Source organism: Amycolatopsis sp. NPDC104863 (genome assembly GCF_055582965.1).
This window is the reverse complement of the sequence record NZ_JBVJOW010000002.1, coordinates 704,624-726,668: the sequence shown is the minus strand read 5'-3', so window position 1 is coordinate 726,668 and position 22,045 is coordinate 704,624. Positions and strand designations below refer to the sequence as shown.

The window sequence follows — 22,045 nt, the reverse complement described above, 5'->3', positions numbered from 1 at the left end:
GGAGCTTTCGCATGTCTTCGTCCACCACGAACCCGCCGACCGCGGAGGACATCGTCGCCCGCCCGGCGGTCGACGGTGACCTCAACGCCGAGATGCGCCGGGCCGCGAAGCCGTTTTCCCGCACCACGCTCGTGCTGGCCGGGCTCGTCGTGCTCGCGATCGCGTTCGGCGGCGGCGCCTGGACGCACGCGGCCTTCGGCTCGTCGTCTTCCGCCACGCCGACTCGCCCCACCGGTGGTGCTCAGGGCGGCACCGGCCAGACCGGCGGCACCGGCCAGCAGGGCGGCGGGTTCCGCGGGGCGGGCGGCCGCGGCACCACCGGCACGGTCGACCGCGTCGACGGGACCACGGTGTACGTGAAGACCGCGCAGGGCACCGACGTCAAGGTGTCCACATCGGACTCCACGACGGTCGGCGTGACCCAGGCGGGCAAGCTGGCCGATCTCAAGCCGGGGTCGACGGTGGTCGTCCAGGGCCAGGCGGGTGACGACGGCACGGTGGCCGCGCAGGCCATCACCCAGCAGGCCGCGCGCTAACGGGCGCCTTCGACGAGCGCCCGGACATGGTCGGCGACGCCGGTCGGGAACGGGCTCTGCGGGATGGCGCTGACGTGGGCCGAGGTGCCGTCGGTGAAGACGAGGTAGGTGTAGCGCGCCTCGACGATCGGCACGCCGAAGGTGCCCCCGACACCGACGTAGCTGCAGACCTGGTGGGTGGCCGGGCTCGCGAGCTCCTGCCGGTACTGGCACCACGAGCTGGGTGCCCCGGCGGCCGTCGCCGTTCTCGGCCGGCTGCCACGCCGCGGGCAGATCGGTGGTCCGGTCCGCCTGCTGACCGGTGCCCGGCGTGACGTCGACGAGCACGGTCGCGTGCGGGCCCCGGCCGGCGAAGGGCGCCGCCGAGCCCGTTGACGAGCAGCACGACCACGGCGACGGTCAGCAGCCCCGCGACGACCAGGCAGCCCGGACGCGGCTTCGGCATCGGCACCGTCCTAACCGAGTGCCACGATCGCCGCGTTGAGCGCCGTCGCGTAGAGGATCCAGGCGAGGTAGGGCACGAGCAGCGCGGCGGCGAGCTTCGCCCGGCGGGCGAACAGGACGATCGTGACGACCACGACGACGTCCAGCAGGACGATGTCCACCAGGGCCAGCCGCGCGGCGCCGCCTTCGAAGAACAGCGGCGTCCACAGGAGGTTGAACAGCAGGCCGGTGCCGTACACGGCGAACCCCTGCGTCTCGCCGTCCGTGCGCCAGTACAGCCAGCCGGCCAGCGCGATCATCAGGTACAGCACCGTCCACACCGGACCGAACAGCGACGCGGGCGGCGCCCACGGCGGCAGCTCGAGGCGCGCGTAGACGTCCTTCGCCGAGGTCGCGGCCAGCGCGCCGACCACGGCCACCACGGCGACCACGCCGACGAAGCCGGCCAGCACGAGCCACGGGTTGCGCTGGGACACACGTTCGGTCACCGGCTGTTCCCCTCCCCGGGCGGCGTCCGGCCATCCTAGGCGGGTTTGCGAGACTGGACCTCGTGAGCACTGGAACCGAGCAGTCCAAGGCATGGTTCGAACGCGCGAAGGCGGCCGTCCCGGGCGGGGTGAACTCGCCGGTCCGGGCGTTCAACTCGGTCGGCGGCACCCCGCGGTTCATGGTCCGCGGCGAGGGCCCGCACCTGTGGGACGCCGACGGGAACCGCTACGTCGACCTGGTCTCGTCCTGGGGGCCGATGATCCTGGGCCACGCGCACCCGCACGTCGTCGAGGCGGCGCGCGCGGCGGCGACGTCCGGGCTGTCGTTCGGCACCCCGACGATCGGCGAGGTGGAGCTGGCCGAGGAGATCATCGGGCGGGTCGAGCCGGTCGAGCAGGTGCGGCTGGTCAACTCGGGCACCGAGGCCACGATGAGCGCGATCCGGCTGGCCCGCGGGTTCACCGGCCGGGCGAAGATCGTGAAGTTCGCCGGGTGTTACCACGGTCACGTCGACGCGCTGCTCGCCCAGGCCGGCTCCGGCGTCGCGACGCTCGGGCTGCCGACGTCGCCGGGTGTCACCGGCGCCCAGGCCGCGGACACGATCGTGCTGCCCTACAACGACCTCGACGCCGTCCGGAAGTCCTTTGTGGACAACCCGGGCGAGATCGCCGCGGTGATCACCGAGGCCGCGGCCGGGAACATGGGCGCGGTCGCCCCGGCGCCCGGCTTCAACGAGGGCCTGCGTGACCTCGCCCACGAGCACGGCGCGCTGCTGGTCATGGACGAGGTGATGACCGGGTTCCGCGTCTCGAGCGCGGGCTGGTTCGGCCTCGAAGGGGTGGCCGGCGACCTCTACACGTTCGGCAAGGTGATGTCCGGCGGGCTGCCGGCGGCGGCCTTCGGCGGCCGCGCCGACGTGATGGCCAAGCTCGCCCCGGGCGGGCCGGTCTACCAGGCCGGGACGCTGTCCGGGAACCCCGTCGCGGTCGCCGCGGGTCTCGCGACGCTGCGCGCGGCCGACCACGCCGTGTACGCGGCGCTCGACGCCAACGCGAAGCGGCTCGGCAACCTCTTCCACATCGCGCTGACCGAAGCCGGCGTCGCGCACAACGTGCAGTACGCGGGCAACTTGGTGAGCGTGTTCTTCGGCGAGAACGAGGTACGTGACTACGCCGGCGCGCAGGCGTCCGAGACGTGGCGCTTCCCGCCGTTCTTCCACGCGCTGCTCGACGGAGGCGTGTATGCGCCCCCGAGCGCGTACGAGGCCTGGTTCGTCAACGCGGCGATGGACGACGAAGCGTTCGAAGTGATCGAAGCGGCTCTGCCCGCGGCGGCGCGCGCGGCGGCGGAGGCGGTCAAGTGACCACCGTCGTCCACATGCTGCGTCACGGCGAAGTCCACAACCCCGAGAAGATCCTCTACGGCCGCCTGCCGGGCTACCGGCTCTCCGAGCGCGGCCAGCGTCAGGCCCTCACGGTCGCCGAGGCCGTCGCGGGCCACGACCTGGTGCACGTCGTCGCGTCGCCGCTGCAGCGCGCGCAGGAGACGGCGGCGCCGATCGCGGCCGCGCACCGGCTGGACATCACGACCGACCCGGACCTGATCGAGGCCGGCAACCAGTTCGAGGGCCTGCACGTCGCGGTCGGCGACGGCGCGCTGCGGGAGCCTCGCCACTGGCCGAAGCTGGTGAACCCGTTCAAGCCGTCGTGGGGCGAGCCGTACCTGGAGATCGCGCACCGGATGCTCGGCGCGGTCCACCGGGCGCGCGAAGCGGCGTCGGGGCACGAAGCGCTGTGCGTGTCGCACCAGCTGCCGATCTGGACGCTGCGGCGGTTCCTCGAGGGCAAGAAGCTGTGGCACGACCCGCGTCGCCGCCAGTGCTCACTGGCGTCGCTGACGTCGCTGGTCTTCGACGGCGACGAGCTGCGCGAGATCGTCTACAGCGAGCCGGCGGGCACGACCGACCCGAAGGTGACCGGGGCATGAAGCGCCTGCTCGTCTCGCTGGCCGTGCTGGGCCTGGTGGCCGGGTGCAGCGCCGGCAAGGACGCGGTGGTGCAGGGGAGCAGCTTCAGCTTCGTCTCCCCGGGCGGCCAGGTCGACATCACCTACGACGTCGACCGGCGCCAGACCGCGCCGGTGCTCTCCGGCGACGACCTGATGAACGAGGGCAAGCAGCTCTCGCTGGCCGACTACCCGGGCAAGGTGCTCGTGCTCAACCTCTGGGGCCAGTGGTGCGGGCCGTGCCGCACCGAGGTGCCGGAGATGGAGAGCCTGGTCAAGCAGGGTGTCCAGGTGGTCGGCATCGACGTCCGCGACCCGGCGCGCGAGGTGGCCCAGGACTTCGTCCGCGATCGGAAGCTGACGTACCCGTCGATCTACGACCCGGACGGCCGGGTGCTGCTCAAGCTGAGCGGCTACCCGCGCAACATCATCCCGTCGACGATCGTGCTGGACAAACAGCACCGCGTGGCGGCGGTCTTCCTGCGGCAGGTGCTGGCCCAGGACCTGCTGCCGGTGGCCCGGCGCCTGGAGCAGGAAGCCTGATCGAGGGGCTTTTGCCGGGTTTTAACCGGCTTGCGCGGTTGTTCGGCTAGGTTCCCCATGATCGTTCGCACGACCAATGGGGAGAAGTCCATGCTGAAGAAGTTCGCGGCCGCCGCGCTGATCGCCGTCGCCGCGACCACGACCGTGGTGCTGCCGGCCGCGGCCGAGGCCACGACGGCGTCCGCGCCGGTCACCGTCCAGGGGTTCACGCTGCTCAAGCAGCGGAGCGAAGGGGGCCGCACGCTCCGGCTGTGGCAGAACACCGGCAACGGCCTGGTGCACGGCAACCTGTCCGGCGCGCGGGGCGGCGACCAGCTGTTCATCGGCAGCTGCTGCTACCCGTACACCAACTACGAGACCGTCACCAGCAACGGCCAGTCCGAGCTCAACACGGGGGAGTACAACAACTACGGCCCCAACGTGAGCGTCAAGTTCGCGGAAGGCGGGGGTTTCCCCCTCTGACCCCGGTCGTCCCGCTCGTCCGGTCCGGACGGGCGGGACGAAGGTCCTGATCTGCTGTGACCGAGGTCCTGTGAACCGGCCCCGGAGTTCTCACCGGGACCTCACTGCCTACCCTCAACGGGGTGAACTCCGTTACCGAGCTGGCGATCTCCGGACCGCTGCTGCTCGCCGCGGGCGTCGCGCTGCTGGCCGGAACCATCTCCTTCGCCTCGCCGTGCGTGGTGCCGCTCGTGCCGGGGTACCTCGCGTACCTCGCCGCGCTCGTCGGCGCGGACGCCCCCGCGGTCAGCGCCGACGAAGAGCGCAAGAAGGGCCGGTGGTCCGTTCTCGGCGCCGCGCTGCTGTTCGTGCTCGGGTTCACCGTCGTGTTCGTCGCCACCCTGGGCACCCTGGTCTGGCTGGCCGACACGCTCGTCCTCAACCAGGACCTGCTGCAACGCCTCGGCGGCGTCCTCACCATCGCGATGGCGCTGGTGTTCCTCGGCTGGATCCCGGGCATGCAACGCGAGTTCCGTTCGCACCGCGTCCCTGGCGGCGGCGTCTGGGGCGCCCCGCTGCTCGGCGCCGTCTTCGGCCTCGGCTGGACCCCCTGCATCGGCCCGACGCTGTCGGCCGTCATGTCGCTGGCCAGCGCGACCGGTGGCGCCGCGGCCCGCGGCTACCTGCTGATCGCCGTCTACTGCCTCGGCCTCGGGGTGCCGTTCCTGCTCATCGCGCTCGGCGCCCGCTGGGCCGTCCGGGCCACCGACTGGGTGCGCCGGCACGGCCGCCAGGTGCAGATCTTCGGTGGCGCGCTGCTGATGGTCGTCGGGATCCTGCTGGTCACCGGCGTCTGGGGAGATCTGATGGGCTTCCTCCGCAACGAGCTCACGGGCACTCTGGAGCTGCCGCTGTGACCACCACCGAGGCCCCGCCGACAGCGCCGAAGGGCCCGACGCCCGCCAAGCGCACCTTCGCGTTCATCCGCAACACCTGGCGCGGCCTGACGTCGATGCGCACCGCGCTCGTCCTGCTGTTCCTGCTCGCGCTGGCCGCCCTGCCCGGCGCGCTCCTGCCGCAGCGGAAGCTCAACGCCCCCAAGGTCGACGAGTACATCGGCGCCCACGGCTGGTGGGGCACCCTGCTCGACAAGCTCGAGTTCTACGACGTCTACTCCAGCATCTGGTTCTCGGCCATCTACCTGCTGCTGATGATCTCGCTGGTCGGCTGCCTCACCCCGCGCAGCTTCGAGTACGTCAAGGCGATGCGCGCCAAGCCGGTGCTGACCCCGCGCAACCTGGCGCGGATGCCGCACTACCGGCTCGGCCGCGGCAAGGCCGACGTCTCCGCCGAGGTCGCCGCCGTCCACAAGCAGCTGTCCGGCTGGCGGCGCGTCGAGCGCGAAGAGGCCGACGGCGTCCGCACGATCTCCGCCGAGCGCGGGTTCCTGCGCGAGACCGGCAACCTGATCTTCCACTTCAGCATGCTGGGCCTGATCGTGTTCTTCGCGCTGGGCAAGATGTTCGGCTACGAGGGCCAGGTCATCGTCCAGGCCGACGGCAGCACCTTCTGCAACTCCGGCATCTACAACTACGACTCCTTCAACGCGGGCCTGCGCGTCGACGGCACCGACCTCGACCCGTTCTGCGTGAAGATCAACGACTTCACCGCGCGCTACACCGACGCCGGCGAGCCGGAGTACTACCACTCGAACATCGAGTACCAGTCCGGCGGCGACCTCGACACGAACACCTGGCGCCCGTACGGCCTCGAGGTCAACTCGCCGCTGCGCACCGCCGGCGACCGCGTCTACCTGCTCGGCCAGGGGTACTCGCCGAAGTTCACGGTGACCTTCCCGGACGGCACCCAGCGCACGCAGAACACGCAGTGGCGCACCGTCGACCCGACCACGATGCTCGCCGAGGGCGCGACGAAGTTCGACCAGCCCGGCGTCACCGACGAGGTGCAGCGCCGGACGCGCCAGCTGGCCATCACCGGCCTCTTCGCGCCGACGTCGTTCCTGCACGGCAACGTCCTGACGTCGTCGGCGCCGGAGCTGAAGGACCCCGCGGTCGCCGTCGACATCCTGCGCGGCGACCTCGGCCTGGACGCCGGGCGCGGCCAGTCCGTCTTCGAGGTCGACCAGACGCTGATCGACGACGGGCGGCTGAAGAAGATCGCCCGCGAGAATCTCAAGGTCGGCCAGGAGATCAAGCTCGACGACGGCACGAAGGTCCGCTTCGACGGCGTCGGGCACTGGGTCTCGCTGCAGGTCTCCCACGACCCGACGCAGGGTTTCGTGCTCGGTTTCGCCATCGCGATGTTCCTCGGTCTCGGCGCGTCCTTGCTGGTCAAGCGGCGTCGGCTGTGGGTGCGGGTGAAGCCGGGGACCGACAGCGAGCCGAGTACGGTGATCGAGGTCGCCGGGCTGGCCCGCACCGACCAGGCCGGGTACGGCGAAGAGTTCCACCGGATCAGCGAACGCCTGATCAGTGGTCAGAAGGGCTGAGGCATGCCGATCAACGAGACCCTGTCGCAGTACAGCGACTGGCTCTACACCACCGCCGCGGCGATCTACGTCGTCGCGCTGATGATGACGCTGATCGAGCAGGGCTTCGGCGCCAAGGGCCGGCTCGCCACCGAACGCGCCAAGCTGCGCGCGCGGGAGCTCGTCGGTGCCGGCGGGCCGCCGATCGAGGAGGTCCAGGCCGCGCAGCGCGAGGTCGGCCGGCCCGAGCGGATCGGCCGGATGGGCGCGGCGCTGCTCGTGCTCGGCGCGCTGCTGCAGCTGTCGGCGATCGTGCTGCGCGGGCTCGCCGTGCACCGCGCGCCGTGGGGCAACATGTACGAGTACGGCATGGCGGTCACCTTCATCACGGTGGTCACCTGGATCCTCGTGATGTGGAAGTTCCCGGTCCGGCACCTCACCGGCTTCCTGCTGCTGCCCGTCGTGATCCTGATGTTCATCAACGGCACCCTGCTGTACACGATCGCCGCGCCGGTGCAGCCCGCGCTGCAGTCGTACTGGCTGGTCATCCACGTCTCGGCGGCCATCATCGGCTCCGGCGTCTTCCTGGTGCCGGGGGTCGCGAGCGTGCTCTACCTGTTCCGCGCGGCCCACGAGAAGGACGAGACGAAGTTCGCCCGGTTCGCGTCGAAGCTGCCCGCGGCCGACGTCCTCGACCGGATCGCCTACCGGACGACGATCTTCGCCTTCCCGGTGTTCACCTTCGGCGTGCTCTGCGGCGCGGTCTGGGCCGAGTCGGCCTGGGGCCGGTTCTGGGGCTGGGACCCCAAGGAGACCGTCGCGTTCATCGCCTGGGTGGTCTACGCGGCCTACCTGCACTCCCGCGCGACGGCGGGCTGGCGGGGCGCCCGGGCGGCGGCGATCAACATCGTCGGGTTCGCCGCGATCATCTTCAACCTGTTCTTCGTGAACCTCGTCACCGCGGGCTTGCACTCCTACGCCGGGGTGGGCTGAGCAACCCGCGGGTACGCCGACTACCGTCGTCTTCAGGGGAGAGCGATGTCGGCGGAGTGCGCGGAGGTTTACACCGGTGACCGGACCCAGCGAAGAATCGGCTCCTGGCCACCCCGAACAGGCCGAACAGCAGCCTGAGGCGAGCCTGTTCGCCGACGACCGGACGGACTCGCACCCGCACCCGGAGACCTCGGGGGCGTTCGACGTGCAGCCGACGCAGGCCGTCGCGCCGCCGGCGAACCCGGCGGTGTCCGGGCCGCACCAGGTGCCCAACCCGGCCGTCTCGGGGCCGCACCAGGTGCCCCAGTACGGCTACGACCAGAACCTCCCGCCGCTGCAGCCGCAGCAGCAGTACCCCCAGGCACAGGCCCAGTACCCGCAGCAGCAGCCGTCCGGGCTGCCACAGCCCCAGGGCGGCCGGCACGCGGCGCCGCCGCAGCAGCCGGGTGGCCACGGCCACGACCTGTCGACCGCGCACCTGGTCAAGCAGGTGAAGCGGCCGCCGCAGTCCGGCTGGCGCAAGGCCGTCTACGTCGGGTCCGGCAAGCTGATCAACCCGGGGGAGAGCCCGGCCGACACCCAGCGCCGCGACCTGATCGCGCGCGTCAACCAGCCGCTGCGCGGGTGCTACAAGATCGCGATGCTGTCGCTGAAGGGCGGCGTCGGCAAGACCACGGTGACCACGACGCTGGGGGCGACGTTCGCCTCGCTGCGCGGCGACCGCGTGGTGGCGGTGGACGCCAACCCGGACCGCGGCACGCTGTCGCAGAAGCTCCCGCTGGAGACCACGGCGACGGTCCGCCACCTGCTGCGCGACGCGGCCCGCATCACGCGCTACAGCGACGTCCGGTCGTACACGTCCCAGGGCGCCAGCCGGCTCGAGATCCTCGCCAGCGAGCAGGACCCGGCCGTGTCCGAGGCCTTCTCCGAGGACGACTACCGCCGCACGGTCAACCTGCTGGAGCACTTCTACAACATCGTGCTCACCGACTGCGGCACCGGCCTGATGCACTCGGCGATGAAGGGCGTCCTGGACGTCGCGGACGCGCTGGTGGTGGTCTCGTCCGGCTCGGTCGACGGCGCCCGCAGCGCCTCGGCGACGCTGGACTGGCTCGAGGCCCACGGTTACGGCGAGCTGGTGAAACGCTCGGTGGCCGTGATCAACTCGGTCCGTCCCAAGGGTGGTTCGGTCGACCTCGACAAGCTCTCGGCGCACTTCGGCGCGAAGGTCCGGGCGGTGTGCAAGGTGCCGTTCGACCCGCACCTGGAGGAAGGCGCGGAGATCGAGCTGGACCGCCTGTCGGGCGACACCCGCCTGGCCCTGCTGGACCTGGCGGCGACGGTCGCCGACGGCTTCGCCACCCCGCTTTCCCAGGGCTACCGCTGACCGCACCCCGGATCTCACGTGACCGGACCCGTAACTCGCGTGATGGAAGCCGTAACTGACGTGATTGGAGCCGTAACTCGCGAGTTACGGGCCTGATCACGCGAGTCACGGCTCTGATCACGCGGGTTCCGGCTTTGATCACGCGGGTTCCGCCCGGAGTCACGCCGGGCGTGCGGGTCTCGGGTAAAGCGGAGGTGACGGGCTAGCCGTCTTCGTCCCGGCGTTTGCGCTGCTGTTCGGCCAGCTGGCGCAGGAAGTCGGGGTCGTCGTCCGGGGCGATCGGGGCCCGGCGAGGAGTCGAGGGCACCCCGATCCGCTGACCGGCGAACGACCGCCACAGGAGCAGGGCGACGACCAGCGCGCCGACCGCCGCGAGCAGAGCGAGCATGCCGGATCCTTCCGTATGGCTGCCAGTCCCCCGAGGTTAACCTCTTCGGCCGTGTGGTGGGCCTCAAGCCGGGTGACCACACACGAAGGGCCGCGCGGGGACGGGGTGGTTCCCCGTTCCCGACACGGCCCTGGCGTCCGGTTGGTTCAGGCCTTGCGCGCCGGTTCGCTGGCGTCGGTGGTCAGCTCGGCGAGGAGCTCGTTCACCTCGGACTCCCGGAACCGCCGGTGTCCGCCCGGGGTCCGGATCGAGCCGATCCGGCCCGCGGTCGCCCACCGGGTCACGGTCTTCGGGTCCACCCGGAACAGCGCTGCCACCTCGCCAGGGGTGAGCAGTCGTCCGCCCATCGTCGCGGTCATTTTCCGCCTCCTTAACGACCTCACTGCTATACCGGAGGCGTCCGGGCCCTTCTGGCCCGTTCCGCCGGGGTAGCCAACACGGCAATCGTTGCACTTCACCCGTCAGGTACTCGAACGGTTGTCCCTGAGTAAAGAGCCCTTAAAGGTCAAAACGGACAGCTTGCTTACGGTGTGCAACTAATTTCCCGGGTCACTTGACGTGCCCGGACGCGGTCCGCCCGGTCATCGGCCGTGAGGCGTGGTGCCAATGGGGGATTGTCCGACCGCATAGAGTGATCCCCGTGGATCAGTTGGACCGGAAGATCATCGCAGCGTTGCGCGTCAACGGACGGGCCACTTACGCCGACCTCGGCCGAGCGGTCGGGTTGTCCGCGTCGTCGGTACACGAACGGGTGGGCAAGCTGGAAGCCGCGGGCGTGATCACCGGCTACCACGCGGTCGTCGACCCGAGCTCGGTCGGCCTCGGGGTCACCGCCCTGGTCGGCATCCATCCGACCGACACCGCGACCGAGGACGACGTCGCCGCGGCGCTCGGCGAGCTCGACGAGGTCGAGAGCTGCTACGCCGTGGCCGGCGACGAGGCGTTCGTCGTCAAGGTGCGCGTGCCGACCGTCGACGAGCTCGAGCGCACCCTCTCCCGCCTCCGGCGCATCCCCGGCGTCGGGCGGACGAACACGACCGTGGTGCTTTCGACGCGGTTCGAGGGCCGTCCGAACAACGCGGGCCTGCAGAAGGACCGGACGGGCGGGGCGTAACCTGCGTCAGTGTGGAGACCAACCTGCCCCGTGACCTGACGCTGTACCTCCTGGCGCGGTTCGCGCTGGTCGGGGTGATCGCGTGGGCGCTGTTCCTGGTGGGCGTGCCGCTGCTGGTCGCCGTCCTGATCGGGCTGGTCGCCGGGCTGCCGCTGGGCCTGCTGCTGTTCCGCCCGCTCAACGCCCGCGTCACGGCCGGCCTGGCGAAGCGCAACGAGAAGCGCGCCCGGGCCCGCGCGCAGCTGCGTGCCGAGCTCCGCGGTGACACCCCGGGCCAGCCGGAATGACGCACAGCCGCAGCTGGGTGCGCGAGGCCGTCCGGATCATCGAGGCCGACGCCAACCGCAGCGCCGACACGCACCTGCACGTCTTCCCGCTGCCCCCGGAGTGGGGCATCGACCTCTACCTCAAGGACGAGTCCGTCCACCCGACCGGCTCGCTGAAGCACCGGCTGGCCCGGTCGCTGTTCCTGTACGGGCTGGTCAACGGCCAGATCGGGCCGGACACCGTGCTCGTCGAGGCCTCCAGCGGGTCCACCGCGGTGTCCGAGGCCTACTTCGCGCGGATGCTCGGGCTGCGCTTCATCACCGTCGTGCCGCGCCGGACGTCGAGGGAGAAGATCGCCCTCATCGAGTTCTACGGCGGCGAGTGCCACTACGTCGACGAAGCCCCCGCGATGTACCCGGAGGCCGAGCGGCTCGCGGCCGAGAGCGGCGGGCACTACCTCGACCAGTTCACCTACGCCGAGCGCGCGACGGACTGGCGGGGCAACAACAACATCGCCGAGTCGGTGTTCGCGCAGATGCGCTCCGAGCGTCACCCGGTGCCGAGCTGGATCGTCGTCGGCGCGGGCACGGGCGGCACGAGCGCGACCTTCGGCCGGTACGTCCGCTACAAGCGGCACACGACGAAGGTCTGCGTCGTCGACCCGGAGAACTCGTCGTTCTACGGCGCCTGGGAAACCGGCGCGCTCGACTACGCCACCGGCATGCCCTCCCGTATCGAGGGCATCGGCCGCCCGCGCTGCGAGCCGTCGTTCGTCCCCGGCGTCATCGACGAGATGTTCCGGATCCCCGACGCCGGCTCGCTGGCGGCGATCCGGCTGCTGCGGGAGCGCACCGGCCACTGGGCGGGCGGCTCGACCGGCACGAACCTCTACGGCGCGTTCCGGCTCATCTCCCGGATGGTCGAGGACGGCCAGGCGGGCAGCGTCGTCACGCTCCTCTGCGACGGCGGCGAGCGGTACGCGCACACGTACTACCACGACGAGTGGGTCGCGCAGCAAGGTCTGGACCTCGCGCCGCACACGGCGTTGTTCGAGGAGTTCCTGACGACGGGCAAGTTCGCCGTCGAAGACTGATCCCTTGTGGACGGACGGGTACCTAGGGTTTTCCTCGCATACCTAGGTTCTTCTCGTCATGGTGGCGGGCGCTCGCGAAGATCTACGGTGGCCGGGCGCCGACGAGGGGCGGCCGTTCACCCCGGAGGTCCGCCGTGTCCGCTGTCCCGGAACGTCCTGTGTCGAAGTGCCCGATCGCGCACCGCTCCGGTGGTGACGCGGGGGTCAGCATCGTCCCGATCCGGTCCCGCCCGGTCGACCGCCGGACCGCCCTGCGCCGCACCGGCGTCGTCGCCGGGGCGATGGCCGCGCTCGGCACGCTCGACCTGGTCTCCGGTTTCGCCCGCGTGCCGGTGCGGATGGCCTGGGCGGCCGACGACGTCGCCTTCCCCGACGTCCAGTTCGACCTCGGCCCGTACATGCCGCCCGCCCAGACGATGGACGGCGTCCCGGTCGGCATGCCGCCGATCCACACCACGTTCGTCACCGCGCGGCTGAGCCGCGCACCGTCCAAAGCGGACGCGGGCCGGATGGAGTCCGCGTTGCGCACCATCGAAGGCAACTACCCGTACGCACCCGGCGGCATCTTCACGCACGTCGCCTACAGCGACACCTACTTCGCGCGGTTCCCTGCCACACTCGTGAACGCGAACATGCCGCGCACGCTCGCGGGCAACCAGCCCGTGCTCAAGCGCGCCGTCGCGGGCCCCACGGACATCGCGCCCGGCGGGCACGCCCTCGAGCTGCGGCGGCCCGAGTTCACCGTGCCACTGGTGCTGGAGAACAACGACGTCCTCTTCACCATCCGCGGCGACGACTGGAGCTACGTGGCCGACGTCGTGGCGTGGCTCGGCGGCAGCGGCCGGCTCGTCGGCCGCCCGATCGCGTCGCCGCGGTTCGACGCGGGCATGACGATCACCTCGTCCCGCGCGATGTTCGTGCAGATGGGCCTGCCGCGCTACCTCGCCGACGCCAACCGGCTCCCGTTCGCCTCCTTCGTCAACCCGTTCTCCCCGATGTGGATGGGGTTCGCCGACCAGCAGGTGGACGCGAGCGCGCCGGCGGGCGACGTCACCTTCGTCGGCGGGCACGGGATCCGGCTGACGAACGCGCAGCCCGGCGGCTACTTCGACAACGGTGCCGTGCAACACCTTTCGCACGTCCTGCTCGACCTGCAGCAGTTCTACGTGGACGGCCGCGAACCCGACGCGGCCGTCGACCACCGCGAGAACTTCGACGAGCGGCTGCAGTACATGTTCCAGTCACCGGCACAAGTACCGGAGGATCCGGCCGACCCGTTCCTCGACGGCGGCGGCCCGCGCAGCCTCGGCATGCGCGGCGCCGTGCTGCGCAACCAGTTCAACGGCCGCGACTACGCGCGCACGAGTGCCCGGCAGTTCGCCAGGATCGGGCACGTCTCGCAGCTGCACCGCACCGGCCGGACCGCCGAAGGACGTCCGATCCACCTGCGCATCGACGGTCCCGGCTTCGACACGATGGACACCCGCACCGGCCGGAACACGCCGAAGCTGCAGTTCTCGGGATTCTTCCCGAGCGCCGACTTTTTCGCGGATCTGCGCCGCAGCCAGGCTTCCGTCGATCTGCTCGACGAGTTCGACCTGGAAGAGGAAGACCACGGCCTGGAACGTTTCATCACGGCGACCCGACGGCAGAACTACCTGATCCCGCCGCGGCGGCACCGCGCGTTCCCGCTCGTCGAGCTGACCTGAGCCCGCAGTGCCGCCATTTGGTCCAGACCCTTTCGTGAGCGGGTGTGCGAAACTGTCGAACAGACGATTCGCGAGGGGAGAGAGCCGACCGGATCGAGGTGGGGTGTGGCGACGAAGCCTGCCGTGCGAGTCGTTGTGCAGCACGGCAACCGCCTGTTCCGTGAGCTTCTCGCGGACAACCTGGCGCGCGTTCCCGGCGTCGCCGTCGTGGGGACGGTGCCGTCCCGCACGCGGCTGGCCGAAGTGTGCGAGGGCCGCACCCCGGACGTCGCGGTGTTCGAGGCGGACGGGAAGGATTCCGGGCCGCTGCCTTCCCCGGTCCTGCTGATCGGCCTGTGCGACGAAAGACCCGGGGCCCGGGCGGCGGGGACGGCCGCCGTCGTGCCGTACGGCAGCGGGCTCCGGGTCCTGCTCGAGCTGGTCAGGCAGGCCGGCGCGCCGGCCAGGACACCGTCGCTGACCACGCGGGAGCGGCAGGTGCTGTGCCTGATCAGCGCCGGCCGCACCCCGCGTCAGGTCGCGGTGGAGCTGGGCATCAGCCCGCGCACGGTCGAAAACCACAAGCAGCAGATCTTCGCGAAGCTCGACGTCCACAGCCAGGCGCACGCGGTCGCGCACGCCGTCCGGCTCGGGCTGGTCGGCGCGTCGGCCGAGCTGCCGGGGCCGTACCCGCTGTCGCTGACGAGGCGGGAGCGGGAGATCCTGGCGGCCATCGGCTCCGGGCAGACGACCCGCCAGACGGCGTCGGAGCTCGGGATCTCCGCGCGGACGGTGGAGAACCTGCAGGGCTCGCTGTTCCGCAAGCTGCGGGTCCACACGCGCACCGCGGCCCTCGTCGCCGCCCACGACCTGCGGCTGATCGAGGTCTGAGCCGTCAGAGGTTCAGGCCGAGCGCGGCCAGCACCGCCCACGCCAGCATCGCCAGCCCGGTGTCGCGCAGCGCGGGGATCAGGGCGCGGCCGGTGGCGTTCCGGACGATCGCCCTGACGGACTGGACCAGCAGGGGTGCGCTCAGCAGGGTGAGCACCGCGAGCGAGTGCGTGGTGAACTGCAGGACCACGCTGAGCACGAACGGCACCGCCACGAGCGTCAGGTAGAGGTTCCGGGTGCCGCGGTCGCCGAGGCGCGTCGCCAGGGTGCGCTTGCCCGCCTCGACGTCGGTCGGGATGTCACGCAGGTTGTTGGCGGTCAGGACCGCCGTCGAGAAGCAGCCGACCGCGACCGCGCACAGCAGCGCGGCCCAGCTGACCCGGCCCGCCTGGACGTACACCGTGCCGAGGACACCGGCCAGGCCGAAGAACACAAAAACGGCGATCTCGCCGAAGCCGTAGTAGCCGTAGGGCTTCTTGCCGCCGGTGTAGAACCACGCGCCGAGGATGCACAACGCGCCCATCGCGAGCAGCCACCAGTGCCCGCTGCTGACCACCAGCACGAGCCCCAGCACCCCGGCCAGCCCGAGCGAGACCAGCGCCGCCCGGAGGACGGCCTTCGGCGCGGCCACGCCGGAGCCGACCAGCCGCAGCGGGCCGACGCGGTTCTCGTCCGTGCCGCGGATGCCGTCGGAGTAGTCGTTGGCGTAGTTGACCCCGACGATGAGCGAGAGGGAGACCAGCAGCGCCAGCACCGAACGCCACCAGGAGAACGCGTCCAGCGCGATCGTCGCCCCGACCCCCGCCACGACCGGCGCCACCGCGTTCGGCAGCGTCCGCGGCCGCGCGCCCTCGACCCACTCGCTCATGCTCGCCATGGACGTCATTCAACGCCATGGTGATCACCCGCGAGCGGGAACCCGGGAAGGTCGGTCCGGCGTCGCGCGGTCGACGAGGACTGAGGCCCGCCGCAGCGGCGGGAGCCGGCCGACGGCAGTCCGGCCGTACGAGTCCGACTTTGCCGGGAACCCGGGAAGTCAGTCGTCGGTCGGCAGCTGCCAGACGAGCGAGCCGCTGTTGGGGTCGACCGTGGGGCCTTCGGCGGCGAGCGCCGAACCCGCGGAGACGAGAACCCCCAGCGTGACGGCGGTGCTGATGAGAACAGTCTTGATCCAGCGCGTCATGGTGAGTAGCCAAGCGGGCGCACCCCGTGTGTGTCAACGAAGTGCCACCATTCAGCCGCGCGAACCCGACTCAAGTCGGGTCTTCACCGCCGCCCGGTCGATCTTGCCCGGTCCGCGAAGGGGCAGCTCAGCGCTGTATTCGACGCGTTTCGGCGTGGCCGCCGCGCCGAGCTCGGCCCGCACCGCCGCTCGCAGTTCGTCCGCTTCGCGAGGTTCACCGGACGGGACGACGAGCGCCACCACGGCCTCGCCCCACTCCGGGTCCGGCACCCCGACGACACACGCGTCCCGCACCCCCGGCTGCGCGCAGAGGCACCGTTCGACGGCGTTCGCGGACACCTTCACCCCGCCGGTGTTGATCATGTCGTCGGCCCGGCCGAGGACCTCCAGGCGGCCGTCTTCGTGGCGAACACCACGATCCGACGTCGTGAACCAGCCGTCGCCGAACGACTCCGCCGTCAGGTCCGGCCGGCGCCGGTAGCCGTGGGAGAGGACGTCGCCCGCGATCCGGATCCGGCCGCCGTCGAGGTCGACCCGGACGCCGTCCAGCGGGAAGCCGTCGTAGACGCAGCCGCTCGCCGTCTCGCTCATGCCGTACGCGGGCACGATCCGGACCCCGGCGTCGGCCGCGCGCTCGCGCAGGTCCGCCGATGTCGCCGCCGCGCCGACCACGATCGCGTCGAACGTCTTCGCCGCGGCCAGGCCCGCGCCGCCGTCGTCGAGCAGCCGGACGAGCTGCGTCGGCACCAGCGCGGTGTACCGCGGACCGCCGGTCAGCGTCGCCGCGGCGGCCGCGAAGGCGTCCGGCCGGAAGCCCTGGCCGGTGAGCAGCGCCGGTTCGGTGCTCGCCAGCAGCGAGCGGACCAGCACCTGCAGCCCGCCGATGTAGTGCGCCGGCGTCGCGAGCAGCCAGTGCCCGGGGCCGCCGAGCCGCGTGTGCGTGGCCTCGGCGGACGCGGTCAGCGCGCGGGCCGAGAGCAGCACCCCCTTGGGCGCGCCGGTCGAGCCCGAGGTGGCGATGACCACGGCGGTGTCCGGCTCGGCGGGCTCGCCCGGCGCCATCGCGTCCCGCAGCGCCGGGTCCGTGAACGGCAGGACCGCCGGGCCGCCGCCCAGCGCGTCCGCGAGGGCCTTCTTCAGTGCTTCGAGCGCCTGGGGCGAACCGTCGAGGTGGACCGGGCGCAGCTCAGTAGTAATAGGGGGTGTCCTTGAAATCGGGGTCACGCTTCTGGAGGAACGCGTCCCGGCCTTCGACGGCTTCGTCCTGCATGTAGGCCAACCGGGTGGTTTCCCCGGCGAAGAGCTGCTGGCCGACCAGGCCGTCGTCGGTGAGGTTGAACGCGTACTTGAGCATGCGCTGCGCCGTCGGCGACTTGCCGACGATCGTCCACGCCCAGTCCAGCGCCTCTTTCTCCAGGTCGGCGTGCGGGACGACGGCGTTGACCGCGCCCATCCGGTGCATGTCCGCGGCGGAGTACTCCCGGCCGAGGAAGAAGATCTCCCGGGCGAACTTCTGGCCGACCATCTTCGCGAGGTAGGCCGAGCCGTACCCGCCGTCGAACGAGCCGACGTCGGCGTCGGTCTGCTTGAACTTCGCGTGCTCCTCGGAAGCCAGCGTGAGATCGCACACCACGTGCAGGGAGTGCCCGCCGCCCGCGGCCCAGCCCGGCACGACCGCGATCACCGGTTTCGGCAGGAACCGGATCAGCCGCTGGACCTCGAGGATGTGCAGCCGGCCGGCCCGCGCGGGGTCCACCGTGTCGGAGGTCTCGCCGCTCGCGTACTGATACCCGGAGCGTCCGCGAATACGCTGGTCACCACCGGAGCAGAACGCCCACCCGCCGTCCTTGGGCGAGGGGCCGTTGCCGGTGAGCAGGACGCACCCGACGTCCGAGCTCATCCGGGCGTGGTCCAGCGCCCGGTAGAGCTCGTCGACGGTGTGCGGCCGGAAGGCGTTGCGGACCTCCGGACGGTCGAACGCGACGCGCACCACGCGTTTGCCACCGCGGTTCTCAGCGGAACGGTGGTAGGTGATGTCGGTGAAGGCGAAACCTTCGACCTCGGTCCACGCGGCCGGATCGAACAGCTCGGAAACTCGGGCGTCATCCACGTTTGGGAGAATAGGACCTGTGGACACATCTGATCTCGACGGAGCCTGCCGGTGAACCCTTCCACCGCGCAGGCCAGGGTCATCGTCGACGAACTCGTCCGCAACACCGTTTCGCACGTCGTCCTCTGCCCGGGCTCCCGCAACGCGCCGCTGTCGATCGCGCTGTACGACGCGGCGGCCGCCGGGAAGCTCCGGCTCCACGTCCGCATCGACGAGCGGGGCGCCGCGTTCCTCGCGCTCGGCATCGCCGCGCGCACCGGCCGTCCGGTGGCCGTGCTCTGCACGTCCGGCACCGCGGCCGCGAACTTCCACCCCGCCGTCCTGGAGGCCGACCGCGCCGGCGTCCCGCTGATCGTGCTGACCGCCGACCGGCCGCCCGAGCTGCGCGCGGCCGGCGCGTCGCAGGTCATCGACCAGCACCAGCTCTACGGTGACGCCGCCCGCTACTTCGACGAGCTGGCCGTCGCCGAGCGGCGGGCCGGGCAGAACTCGTACTGGCGCAGCCAGATCTGCCGGGCCTGGAACGCCGCGTACGGCGAGTGGCGCTGCGGGCCGGTGCACCTGAACATCCCGTTCCGCGAGCCGCTCGTGCCCGACCTGGACGACGACGGCGAATGGTACGAATCCCTCGACGGCCGCGCCGACGGCTCCCGCTGGACCGAGCTGCCGGACTTCGGCGCGCTGCCGTCGTTCGTGGTGCCCTCGGCGCGCCACGGCCTGGTCATCGCGTGTGACACCGGTGTGCAGGCGGCCAGCGAGTGGGCCGAGCAGCACGGCTGGCCGGTGATCTCGGAGACCGGCGGCCTCGGGCTGTCCGGCGGCACGGCGATCTCGTCCGGCGCGTGGCTGCTGGGCGTCGAGGACTTCATCACCCGGCACAAACCGGAGCAGGTGCTCTGCCTCGGCCGGCCGACGGTGTTCCGGCAGATCCAGAAGGTGCTCTCGGACGCCTCGGTCGAGGTGCTGCTGGTGCGTCCCGACTCGGACTGGCCGGCGCCCGCGCACAACGTCCGGCAGGTCGGGCAGTGGTTCGACGAGCCGACGAAGCCCGCCGACCCGGAGTGGCTGGCGAGCTGGCGCCGGGCCGACGCGGCGGCGTCCTCGGCGGTCGCCTCGGTGCTGGCCTCGGAGCCGTGGCCTTCGGGGTTGCGCCTGGCGTCGGAGCTGGTGGACGCGCTGCCCGCCGACTCGCTGCTGGTGGTGGGCTCGTCCAACCCGACCCGTGACGTCGCCCTGGCCGGCCGGCTGCGCCCCGACGTGCTCGTGCACCGCAACCGCGGTGTCGCGGGCATCGACGGCACGGTCTCGACGGCGATCGGCGCGGCGTACGTCCACCGCGGCCCGTCGTACGCGCTGCTGGGCGACCTGACGTTCCTGCACGACGCGTCCGGGCTGCTCACCGGGCCCGCCGAGCAGCGCCCGGACCTGACGATCGTGGTGTGCAACGACGACGGCGGCGGCATCTTTTCGCTGCTGGAGCAGGGCGCGCCCGAGCACTCGGCGAGCTTCGAGCGCGTCTTCGGGACCCCGCACGGCGCCGACCTGGGCGCGCTGTGCGCCGGCTACCGCGTCCCGCACGTGGTGGCCGAGACGCTGACGGAGTTCCAGGCGGCGCTACGGCCCGCGCCCGGGCTGCGGGTCGTCGAGGTGCGAGTGGACCGTTCGCGGCACCGCGACCTGCACGCACGGTTGCGAGCGGCGGTGTCGACGGCCGTCTCCGCCGTCTGACAGGTTTGGTCAACCGCTTTCCGGGTGGGATCCCAGCAGGCAAGATCCTCCCTTCGGCTGTTCCTGGGTGCTTCCTGGCTGGCTACGTTCGAGCGCGCTGCTCCTCACCCGTTGGAGGGATTCGAATGCGTGCAAGAACTCGCACCGGCCTCGGTGTGCTCGCGGCCGGCGTCGCGTCGGTGCTGCTGGCCGGCACCGCCAGTGCGGCCCCGACGCCCGGTGCGCCCGGCGTCGGTGACTCGTACTACCCGAACGCCGGCAACGGCGGGACGGACGTGCTGCACTACGACATCCGCCTGACCTACCAGCCCGCGACCGACGTCCTCGCCGGGACGACGACGCTGCTGCTCACCGCGACCCAGGACCTCTCGCGCTTCGACCTGGACTTCGCGCTCAAGGCGTCGAGCGTGCTGGTGAACAACCGCCCCGCGCAGTTCACGAACCAGACCGGCAACGGCGAGCTCGTCGTCACGCCGGCGCAGCCGCTGCTCAAGGGCCAGACCGCGACGGTCGTCGTCGCCTACTCGGACACGCCGTCCACCGCGACGGTCGACGGGATCAACGGCTGGAAGAAGGGCTCCTTCGGCGCGCTCGGCGTCGACGAGCCGCAGAGCTCCGCGTGGTGGTTCCCGGCCAACGACCACCCGACCGACAAGGCGACCTACGACGTCTCCATCGAGGCGCCGGATGACAACGTTGCCGTCACCAACGGGACGCTCGTCCGGAAGACGAAGAGCCGCGCCGGCTGGACGCGCTGGCAGTGGCGCAGCACGAAGCAGCAGGCCACGTACCTGACGTCGTTCATCGTCGGCAAGTACGAGCTGAACCAGTCGACGACGCCGGACGGCAAGCCGTTCATCACGGCGTACGGCTCCGACCTCGGCGACTCGCTGTACGCGGCGAAGGCCAGCGTCGAGCGCACCCCGGAGATCGACGCGTTCCTGGCGACGAAGTTCGGGCCGTACCCGTTCGAGGCCGAGGGCGGCGTCGTGACCAGCGGCATCGGCTTCTCGCTGGAGAACCAGACCCGGCCGACGTACGGTGCGCGCAACTTCGCGGCCGGCTCCAACACGACGCTGATCGCGCACGAGAACGCCCACCAGTGGTTCGGCGACAACGTCTCGCTCGGCCGCTGGAGCGACATCTGGCTGAACGAGGGCTTCGCGTCCTACGCCGAGTGGCTGTGGTCGGAGCACGAGGGCGAGGGCACGGCCGCCGAGCTCGCGCAGTACACGTACGACTCCAACCCGGCCGACGGCGACCTGTGGAAGCTCGTCCCGGCCGACCCGGGCGCGGACAACCAGTTCGACAACGCGGTGTACGACCGGGGCGCGCTGACGCTCCAGGCGCTGCGGACCGCCGTCGGCGACGAGGCGTTCTTTGCCATTTTGAAGGCGTGGCAGGTCCAGAAGGGCGGGTCGCACGGCCGGATCCAGGAGTTCATCGCGCTGGCGGAGAAGGTCTCGGGCAAGCCGCTGTACGACCTGTTCCAGACGTGGCTGTACACGGCGGGCAAGCCGTCGGCCGGCCCGAACGGCACGGCCCCGGCGGCCTTCACCGCGCGGGCGGCTTCGGTGAAGCCGAAGTCGTACGACCAGATCCAGGCGAACCATCGGAACCTCGCCGCCGAACACGCGGGGTAGCCGCTACGCTCGCGGCGTGAGCACGAAAGGTGAGCGGGCGAGGCGCGTCGGCTGGTGGACCACCATCGGCGTCGCCTCGCTCCTCACCGTGATGTGCGTCTGCCTGCTCTTCGCGGCGATCCGCAACGACCGCGCGATCTCGGCCCAGCTCGGCCAGGCCACGGCGACGGTCGATTCGGTGGCGTTCGACCGCACGATCATCCACTTCGAGACGCCGGACGGGATTGTCCACAGTCCGGCGAACGGGGTGTTGTATCCGGATGGGCTGGCTGCGGGTCAGTTGGTGCGGATCGAGTACGACGCGACTGATCCGGAGTTGGCTCGGGTTGCGGGGCGGTCGGCGGCGTTGACCTTGTTGCCGTTGGGGAGTTTTGTCGTTTTCACCTGGTTGGTGGCCGGGCCGGTTCTTTGGTGGATACGGCGGCAGAACCGGCGGGCTCGGGCTGAGGTGGCGGCTGCGGGTTGAGCGGGCGGATTCCCTGCCTGACCTGACCTGACCTCGGCCTGATCTGGACTTGGCCTGATCTGGACTTGGCCTGATCTGGACTTGGCCGGACCTGACTTGGCCGGACCTGACTTGGCCGGACCTGACTCGGCCGGACCTGACCTGACCTTG

At 71.2% G+C, this 22,045-nt stretch carries 26 protein-coding genes; 18 read left to right on the top strand and 8 right to left on the bottom strand.

Features of this window, described 5'->3' with window-relative positions; translation table 11 throughout:
• The first annotated feature begins 11 nt into the window (after window positions 1–11).
• Window positions 12–536 carry a hypothetical protein gene (locus ACZ63J_RS12960; RefSeq protein WP_465336077.1) on the top strand — a complete coding sequence of 175 codons (525 nt, stop codon included), beginning with the start codon at window positions 12–14 and terminating at the stop codon, window positions 534–536.
• Here the strand turns inward: ACZ63J_RS12960 and ACZ63J_RS12955 are convergent.
• Complete coding sequence (locus tag ACZ63J_RS12955; protein ID WP_465403471.1) at window positions 533–670, bottom strand: hypothetical protein; 138 nt, start codon at window positions 668–670, stop codon at window positions 533–535. The genes ACZ63J_RS12960 and ACZ63J_RS12955 overlap by 4 nt on opposite strands.
• Window positions 671–713: 43 nt before the next feature.
• Between ACZ63J_RS12955 and ACZ63J_RS12950 the strand changes: the two genes are divergently transcribed.
• On the top strand, window positions 714–911 hold the full coding sequence (locus tag ACZ63J_RS12950; RefSeq protein ID WP_465403473.1) for a hypothetical protein: 198 nt from the start codon (window positions 714–716) through the stop codon (window positions 909–911).
• An 80-nt stretch (window positions 912–991) separates the two neighbouring features.
• On the opposite strand, the gene ACZ63J_RS12945 is transcribed toward ACZ63J_RS12950, so the two are convergent.
• A complete protein-coding gene (locus ACZ63J_RS12945) occupies window positions 992–1,468 on the bottom strand; it encodes a TspO/MBR family protein (RefSeq protein ID WP_465403475.1) in 477 nt (158 codons plus the stop codon).
• Window positions 1,469–1,530: 62 nt separating this feature from the next.
• Here ACZ63J_RS12945 and hemL point away from each other — a divergent pair, with 62 nt between their 5' ends.
• From hemL to ACZ63J_RS12905, 8 genes are all read left to right on the top strand, one after another.
• Window positions 1,531–2,832, top strand: a complete 1,302-nt coding sequence (gene hemL / locus ACZ63J_RS12940; protein ID WP_465403477.1) for a glutamate-1-semialdehyde 2,1-aminomutase — start codon at window positions 1,531–1,533, stop codon at window positions 2,830–2,832.
• On the top strand, window positions 2,829–3,455 hold the full coding sequence (locus ACZ63J_RS12935) for a histidine phosphatase family protein (RefSeq protein ID WP_465308397.1): 627 nt from the start codon (window positions 2,829–2,831) through the stop codon (window positions 3,453–3,455). Before hemL ends, ACZ63J_RS12935 begins: the two co-directional genes overlap by 4 nt.
• Window positions 3,452–4,015 carry a TlpA family protein disulfide reductase gene (locus ACZ63J_RS12930; RefSeq protein ID WP_465403479.1) on the top strand — a complete coding sequence of 188 codons (564 nt, stop codon included), beginning with the start codon at window positions 3,452–3,454 and terminating at the stop codon, window positions 4,013–4,015. Before ACZ63J_RS12935 ends, ACZ63J_RS12930 begins: the two co-directional genes overlap by 4 nt.
• A gap of 57 nt (window positions 4,016–4,072) precedes the next feature.
• Entirely contained in the window at window positions 4,073–4,477 is a 405-nt protein-coding gene (locus ACZ63J_RS12925; RefSeq protein ID WP_465403481.1) for a hypothetical protein, read from the top strand.
• Window positions 4,478–4,599: 122 nt separating this feature from the next.
• Entirely contained in the window at window positions 4,600–5,373 is a 774-nt protein-coding gene (locus ACZ63J_RS12920) for a cytochrome c biogenesis CcdA family protein (RefSeq protein ID WP_465336073.1), read from the top strand.
• Entirely contained in the window at window positions 5,370–6,965 is a 1,596-nt protein-coding gene (gene resB, locus ACZ63J_RS12915) for a cytochrome c biogenesis protein ResB (protein ID WP_465403483.1), read from the top strand. The genes ACZ63J_RS12920 and resB overlap by 4 nt, the downstream gene beginning before the upstream one ends.
• A gap of 3 nt (window positions 6,966–6,968) precedes the next feature.
• Window positions 6,969–7,937 carry a c-type cytochrome biogenesis protein CcsB gene (ccsB, locus tag ACZ63J_RS12910; RefSeq protein WP_465403485.1) on the top strand — a complete coding sequence of 323 codons (969 nt, stop codon included), beginning with the start codon at window positions 6,969–6,971 and terminating at the stop codon, window positions 7,935–7,937.
• A gap of 76 nt (window positions 7,938–8,013) precedes the next feature.
• A complete protein-coding gene (locus ACZ63J_RS12905; RefSeq protein WP_465403487.1) occupies window positions 8,014–9,324 on the top strand; it encodes a MinD/ParA family ATP-binding protein in 1,311 nt (436 codons plus the stop codon).
• A 202-nt stretch (window positions 9,325–9,526) separates the two neighbouring features.
• On the opposite strand, the gene ACZ63J_RS12900 is transcribed toward ACZ63J_RS12905, so the two are convergent.
• Together ACZ63J_RS12900 and ACZ63J_RS12895 are read right to left on the bottom strand one after the other, a co-directional pair.
• A complete protein-coding gene (locus tag ACZ63J_RS12900) occupies window positions 9,527–9,712 on the bottom strand; it encodes a hypothetical protein (protein WP_465308411.1) in 186 nt (61 codons plus the stop codon).
• Window positions 9,713–9,858: 146 nt separating this feature from the next.
• Entirely contained in the window at window positions 9,859–10,071 is a 213-nt protein-coding gene (locus ACZ63J_RS12895) for a BldC family transcriptional regulator (protein WP_072474890.1), read from the bottom strand.
• A 281-nt stretch (window positions 10,072–10,352) separates the two neighbouring features.
• Between ACZ63J_RS12895 and ACZ63J_RS12890 the strand changes: the two genes are divergently transcribed.
• From ACZ63J_RS12890 to ACZ63J_RS12870, 5 genes are all read left to right on the top strand, one after another.
• Complete coding sequence (locus ACZ63J_RS12890; protein WP_465403489.1) at window positions 10,353–10,826, top strand: Lrp/AsnC family transcriptional regulator; 474 nt, start codon at window positions 10,353–10,355, stop codon at window positions 10,824–10,826.
• An 11-nt stretch (window positions 10,827–10,837) separates the two neighbouring features.
• Window positions 10,838–11,113 carry a DUF4229 domain-containing protein gene (locus tag ACZ63J_RS12885; protein ID WP_465308415.1) on the top strand — a complete coding sequence of 92 codons (276 nt, stop codon included), beginning with the start codon at window positions 10,838–10,840 and terminating at the stop codon, window positions 11,111–11,113.
• The gene (gene cds1, locus ACZ63J_RS12880) at window positions 11,110–12,186 is read left to right on the top strand and encodes an L-cysteine desulfhydrase Cds1 (protein WP_465336068.1); all 1,077 of its coding nucleotides are present in this window, start codon (window positions 11,110–11,112) and stop codon (window positions 12,184–12,186) included. The genes ACZ63J_RS12885 and cds1 overlap by 4 nt, the downstream gene beginning before the upstream one ends.
• Window positions 12,187–12,320: 134 nt before the next feature.
• Window positions 12,321–13,895 carry a DUF7405 family protein gene (locus ACZ63J_RS12875; protein WP_465403491.1) on the top strand — a complete coding sequence of 525 codons (1,575 nt, stop codon included), beginning with the start codon at window positions 12,321–12,323 and terminating at the stop codon, window positions 13,893–13,895.
• Between the two features lie 123 nt (window positions 13,896–14,018).
• A complete protein-coding gene (locus tag ACZ63J_RS12870) occupies window positions 14,019–14,765 on the top strand; it encodes a response regulator transcription factor (RefSeq protein ID WP_465403493.1) in 747 nt (248 codons plus the stop codon).
• A 4-nt stretch (window positions 14,766–14,769) separates the two neighbouring features.
• Here the strand turns inward: ACZ63J_RS12870 and ACZ63J_RS12865 are convergent, their stop codons facing one another.
• The 4 genes from ACZ63J_RS12865 to ACZ63J_RS12850 all read right to left on the bottom strand — a co-directional run bounded on the left by ACZ63J_RS12865 (window position 14,770) and on the right by ACZ63J_RS12850 (window position 18,058).
• Window positions 14,770–15,642, bottom strand: coding sequence for a 1,4-dihydroxy-2-naphthoate polyprenyltransferase (locus tag ACZ63J_RS12865; protein ID WP_465403692.1), 873 nt, complete (start codon window positions 15,640–15,642; stop codon window positions 14,770–14,772).
• 159 nt (window positions 15,643–15,801) lie between these two features.
• Window positions 15,802–15,948, bottom strand: coding sequence for a hypothetical protein (locus ACZ63J_RS12860; RefSeq protein ID WP_465308419.1), 147 nt, complete (start codon window positions 15,946–15,948; stop codon window positions 15,802–15,804).
• A gap of 51 nt (window positions 15,949–15,999) precedes the next feature.
• Window positions 16,000–17,133 (bottom strand): o-succinylbenzoate--CoA ligase, encoded by a 1,134-nt coding sequence (gene menE / locus ACZ63J_RS12855; protein ID WP_465403694.1) that lies wholly within the window; start codon window positions 17,131–17,133, stop codon window positions 16,000–16,002.
• Between the two features lies 1 nt (window position 17,134).
• Window positions 17,135–18,058 carry a 1,4-dihydroxy-2-naphthoyl-CoA synthase gene (locus ACZ63J_RS12850; RefSeq protein WP_465308421.1) on the bottom strand — a complete coding sequence of 308 codons (924 nt, stop codon included), beginning with the start codon at window positions 18,056–18,058 and terminating at the stop codon, window positions 17,135–17,137.
• A 51-nt stretch (window positions 18,059–18,109) separates the two neighbouring features.
• On the opposite strand from ACZ63J_RS12850, the gene menD reads away from it, so the two are divergent.
• The 3 genes from menD to ACZ63J_RS12835 all read left to right on the top strand — a co-directional run bounded on the left by menD (window position 18,110) and on the right by ACZ63J_RS12835 (window position 21,895).
• Complete coding sequence (gene menD / locus ACZ63J_RS12845) at window positions 18,110–19,786, top strand: 2-succinyl-5-enolpyruvyl-6-hydroxy-3-cyclohexene-1-carboxylic-acid synthase (RefSeq protein WP_465403495.1); 1,677 nt, start codon at window positions 18,110–18,112, stop codon at window positions 19,784–19,786.
• A gap of 125 nt (window positions 19,787–19,911) precedes the next feature.
• On the top strand, window positions 19,912–21,429 hold the full coding sequence (locus ACZ63J_RS12840) for a M1 family metallopeptidase (RefSeq protein ID WP_465403497.1): 1,518 nt from the start codon (window positions 19,912–19,914) through the stop codon (window positions 21,427–21,429).
• Window positions 21,430–21,445: 16 nt separating this feature from the next.
• The gene (locus ACZ63J_RS12835) at window positions 21,446–21,895 is read left to right on the top strand and encodes a DUF3592 domain-containing protein (RefSeq protein WP_465403499.1); all 450 of its coding nucleotides are present in this window, start codon (window positions 21,446–21,448) and stop codon (window positions 21,893–21,895) included.
• The last annotated feature ends 150 nt before the right edge of the window (window positions 21,896–22,045 follow it).

Excerpts from the sequence above, each read along its gene's own strand:
- ACZ63J_RS12960 (WP_465336077.1), top strand. The coding sequence starts at position 12 with ATGTCTTCGTCCACCACGAACCCGCCGACCGCGGAGGACATCGTCGCC.
- ACZ63J_RS12930 (WP_465403479.1), top strand. The coding sequence starts at position 3,452 with ATGAAGCGCCTGCTCGTCTCGCTGGCCGTGCTGGGCCTGGTGGCCGGG.
- ACZ63J_RS12925 (WP_465403481.1), top strand. The coding sequence starts at position 4,073 with ATGATCGTTCGCACGACCAATGGGGAGAAGTCCATGCTGAAGAAGTTC.
- ccsB (WP_465403485.1), top strand. The coding sequence starts at position 6,969 with ATGCCGATCAACGAGACCCTGTCGCAGTACAGCGACTGGCTCTACACC.
- ACZ63J_RS12900 (WP_465308411.1), bottom strand. The coding sequence starts at position 9,712 with ATGCTCGCTCTGCTCGCGGCGGTCGGCGCGCTGGTCGTCGCCCTGCTC.
- ACZ63J_RS12895 (WP_072474890.1), bottom strand. The coding sequence starts at position 10,071 with ATGACCGCGACGATGGGCGGACGACTGCTCACCCCTGGCGAGGTGGCA.
- cds1 (WP_465336068.1), top strand. The coding sequence starts at position 11,110 with ATGACGCACAGCCGCAGCTGGGTGCGCGAGGCCGTCCGGATCATCGAG.
- ACZ63J_RS12865 (WP_465403692.1), bottom strand. The coding sequence starts at position 15,642 with ATGGCGAGCATGAGCGAGTGGGTCGAGGGCGCGCGGCCGCGGACGCTG.
- ACZ63J_RS12860 (WP_465308419.1), bottom strand. The coding sequence starts at position 15,948 with ATGACGCGCTGGATCAAGACTGTTCTCATCAGCACCGCCGTCACGCTG.
- ACZ63J_RS12840 (WP_465403497.1), top strand. The coding sequence starts at position 19,912 with ATGCGTGCAAGAACTCGCACCGGCCTCGGTGTGCTCGCGGCCGGCGTC.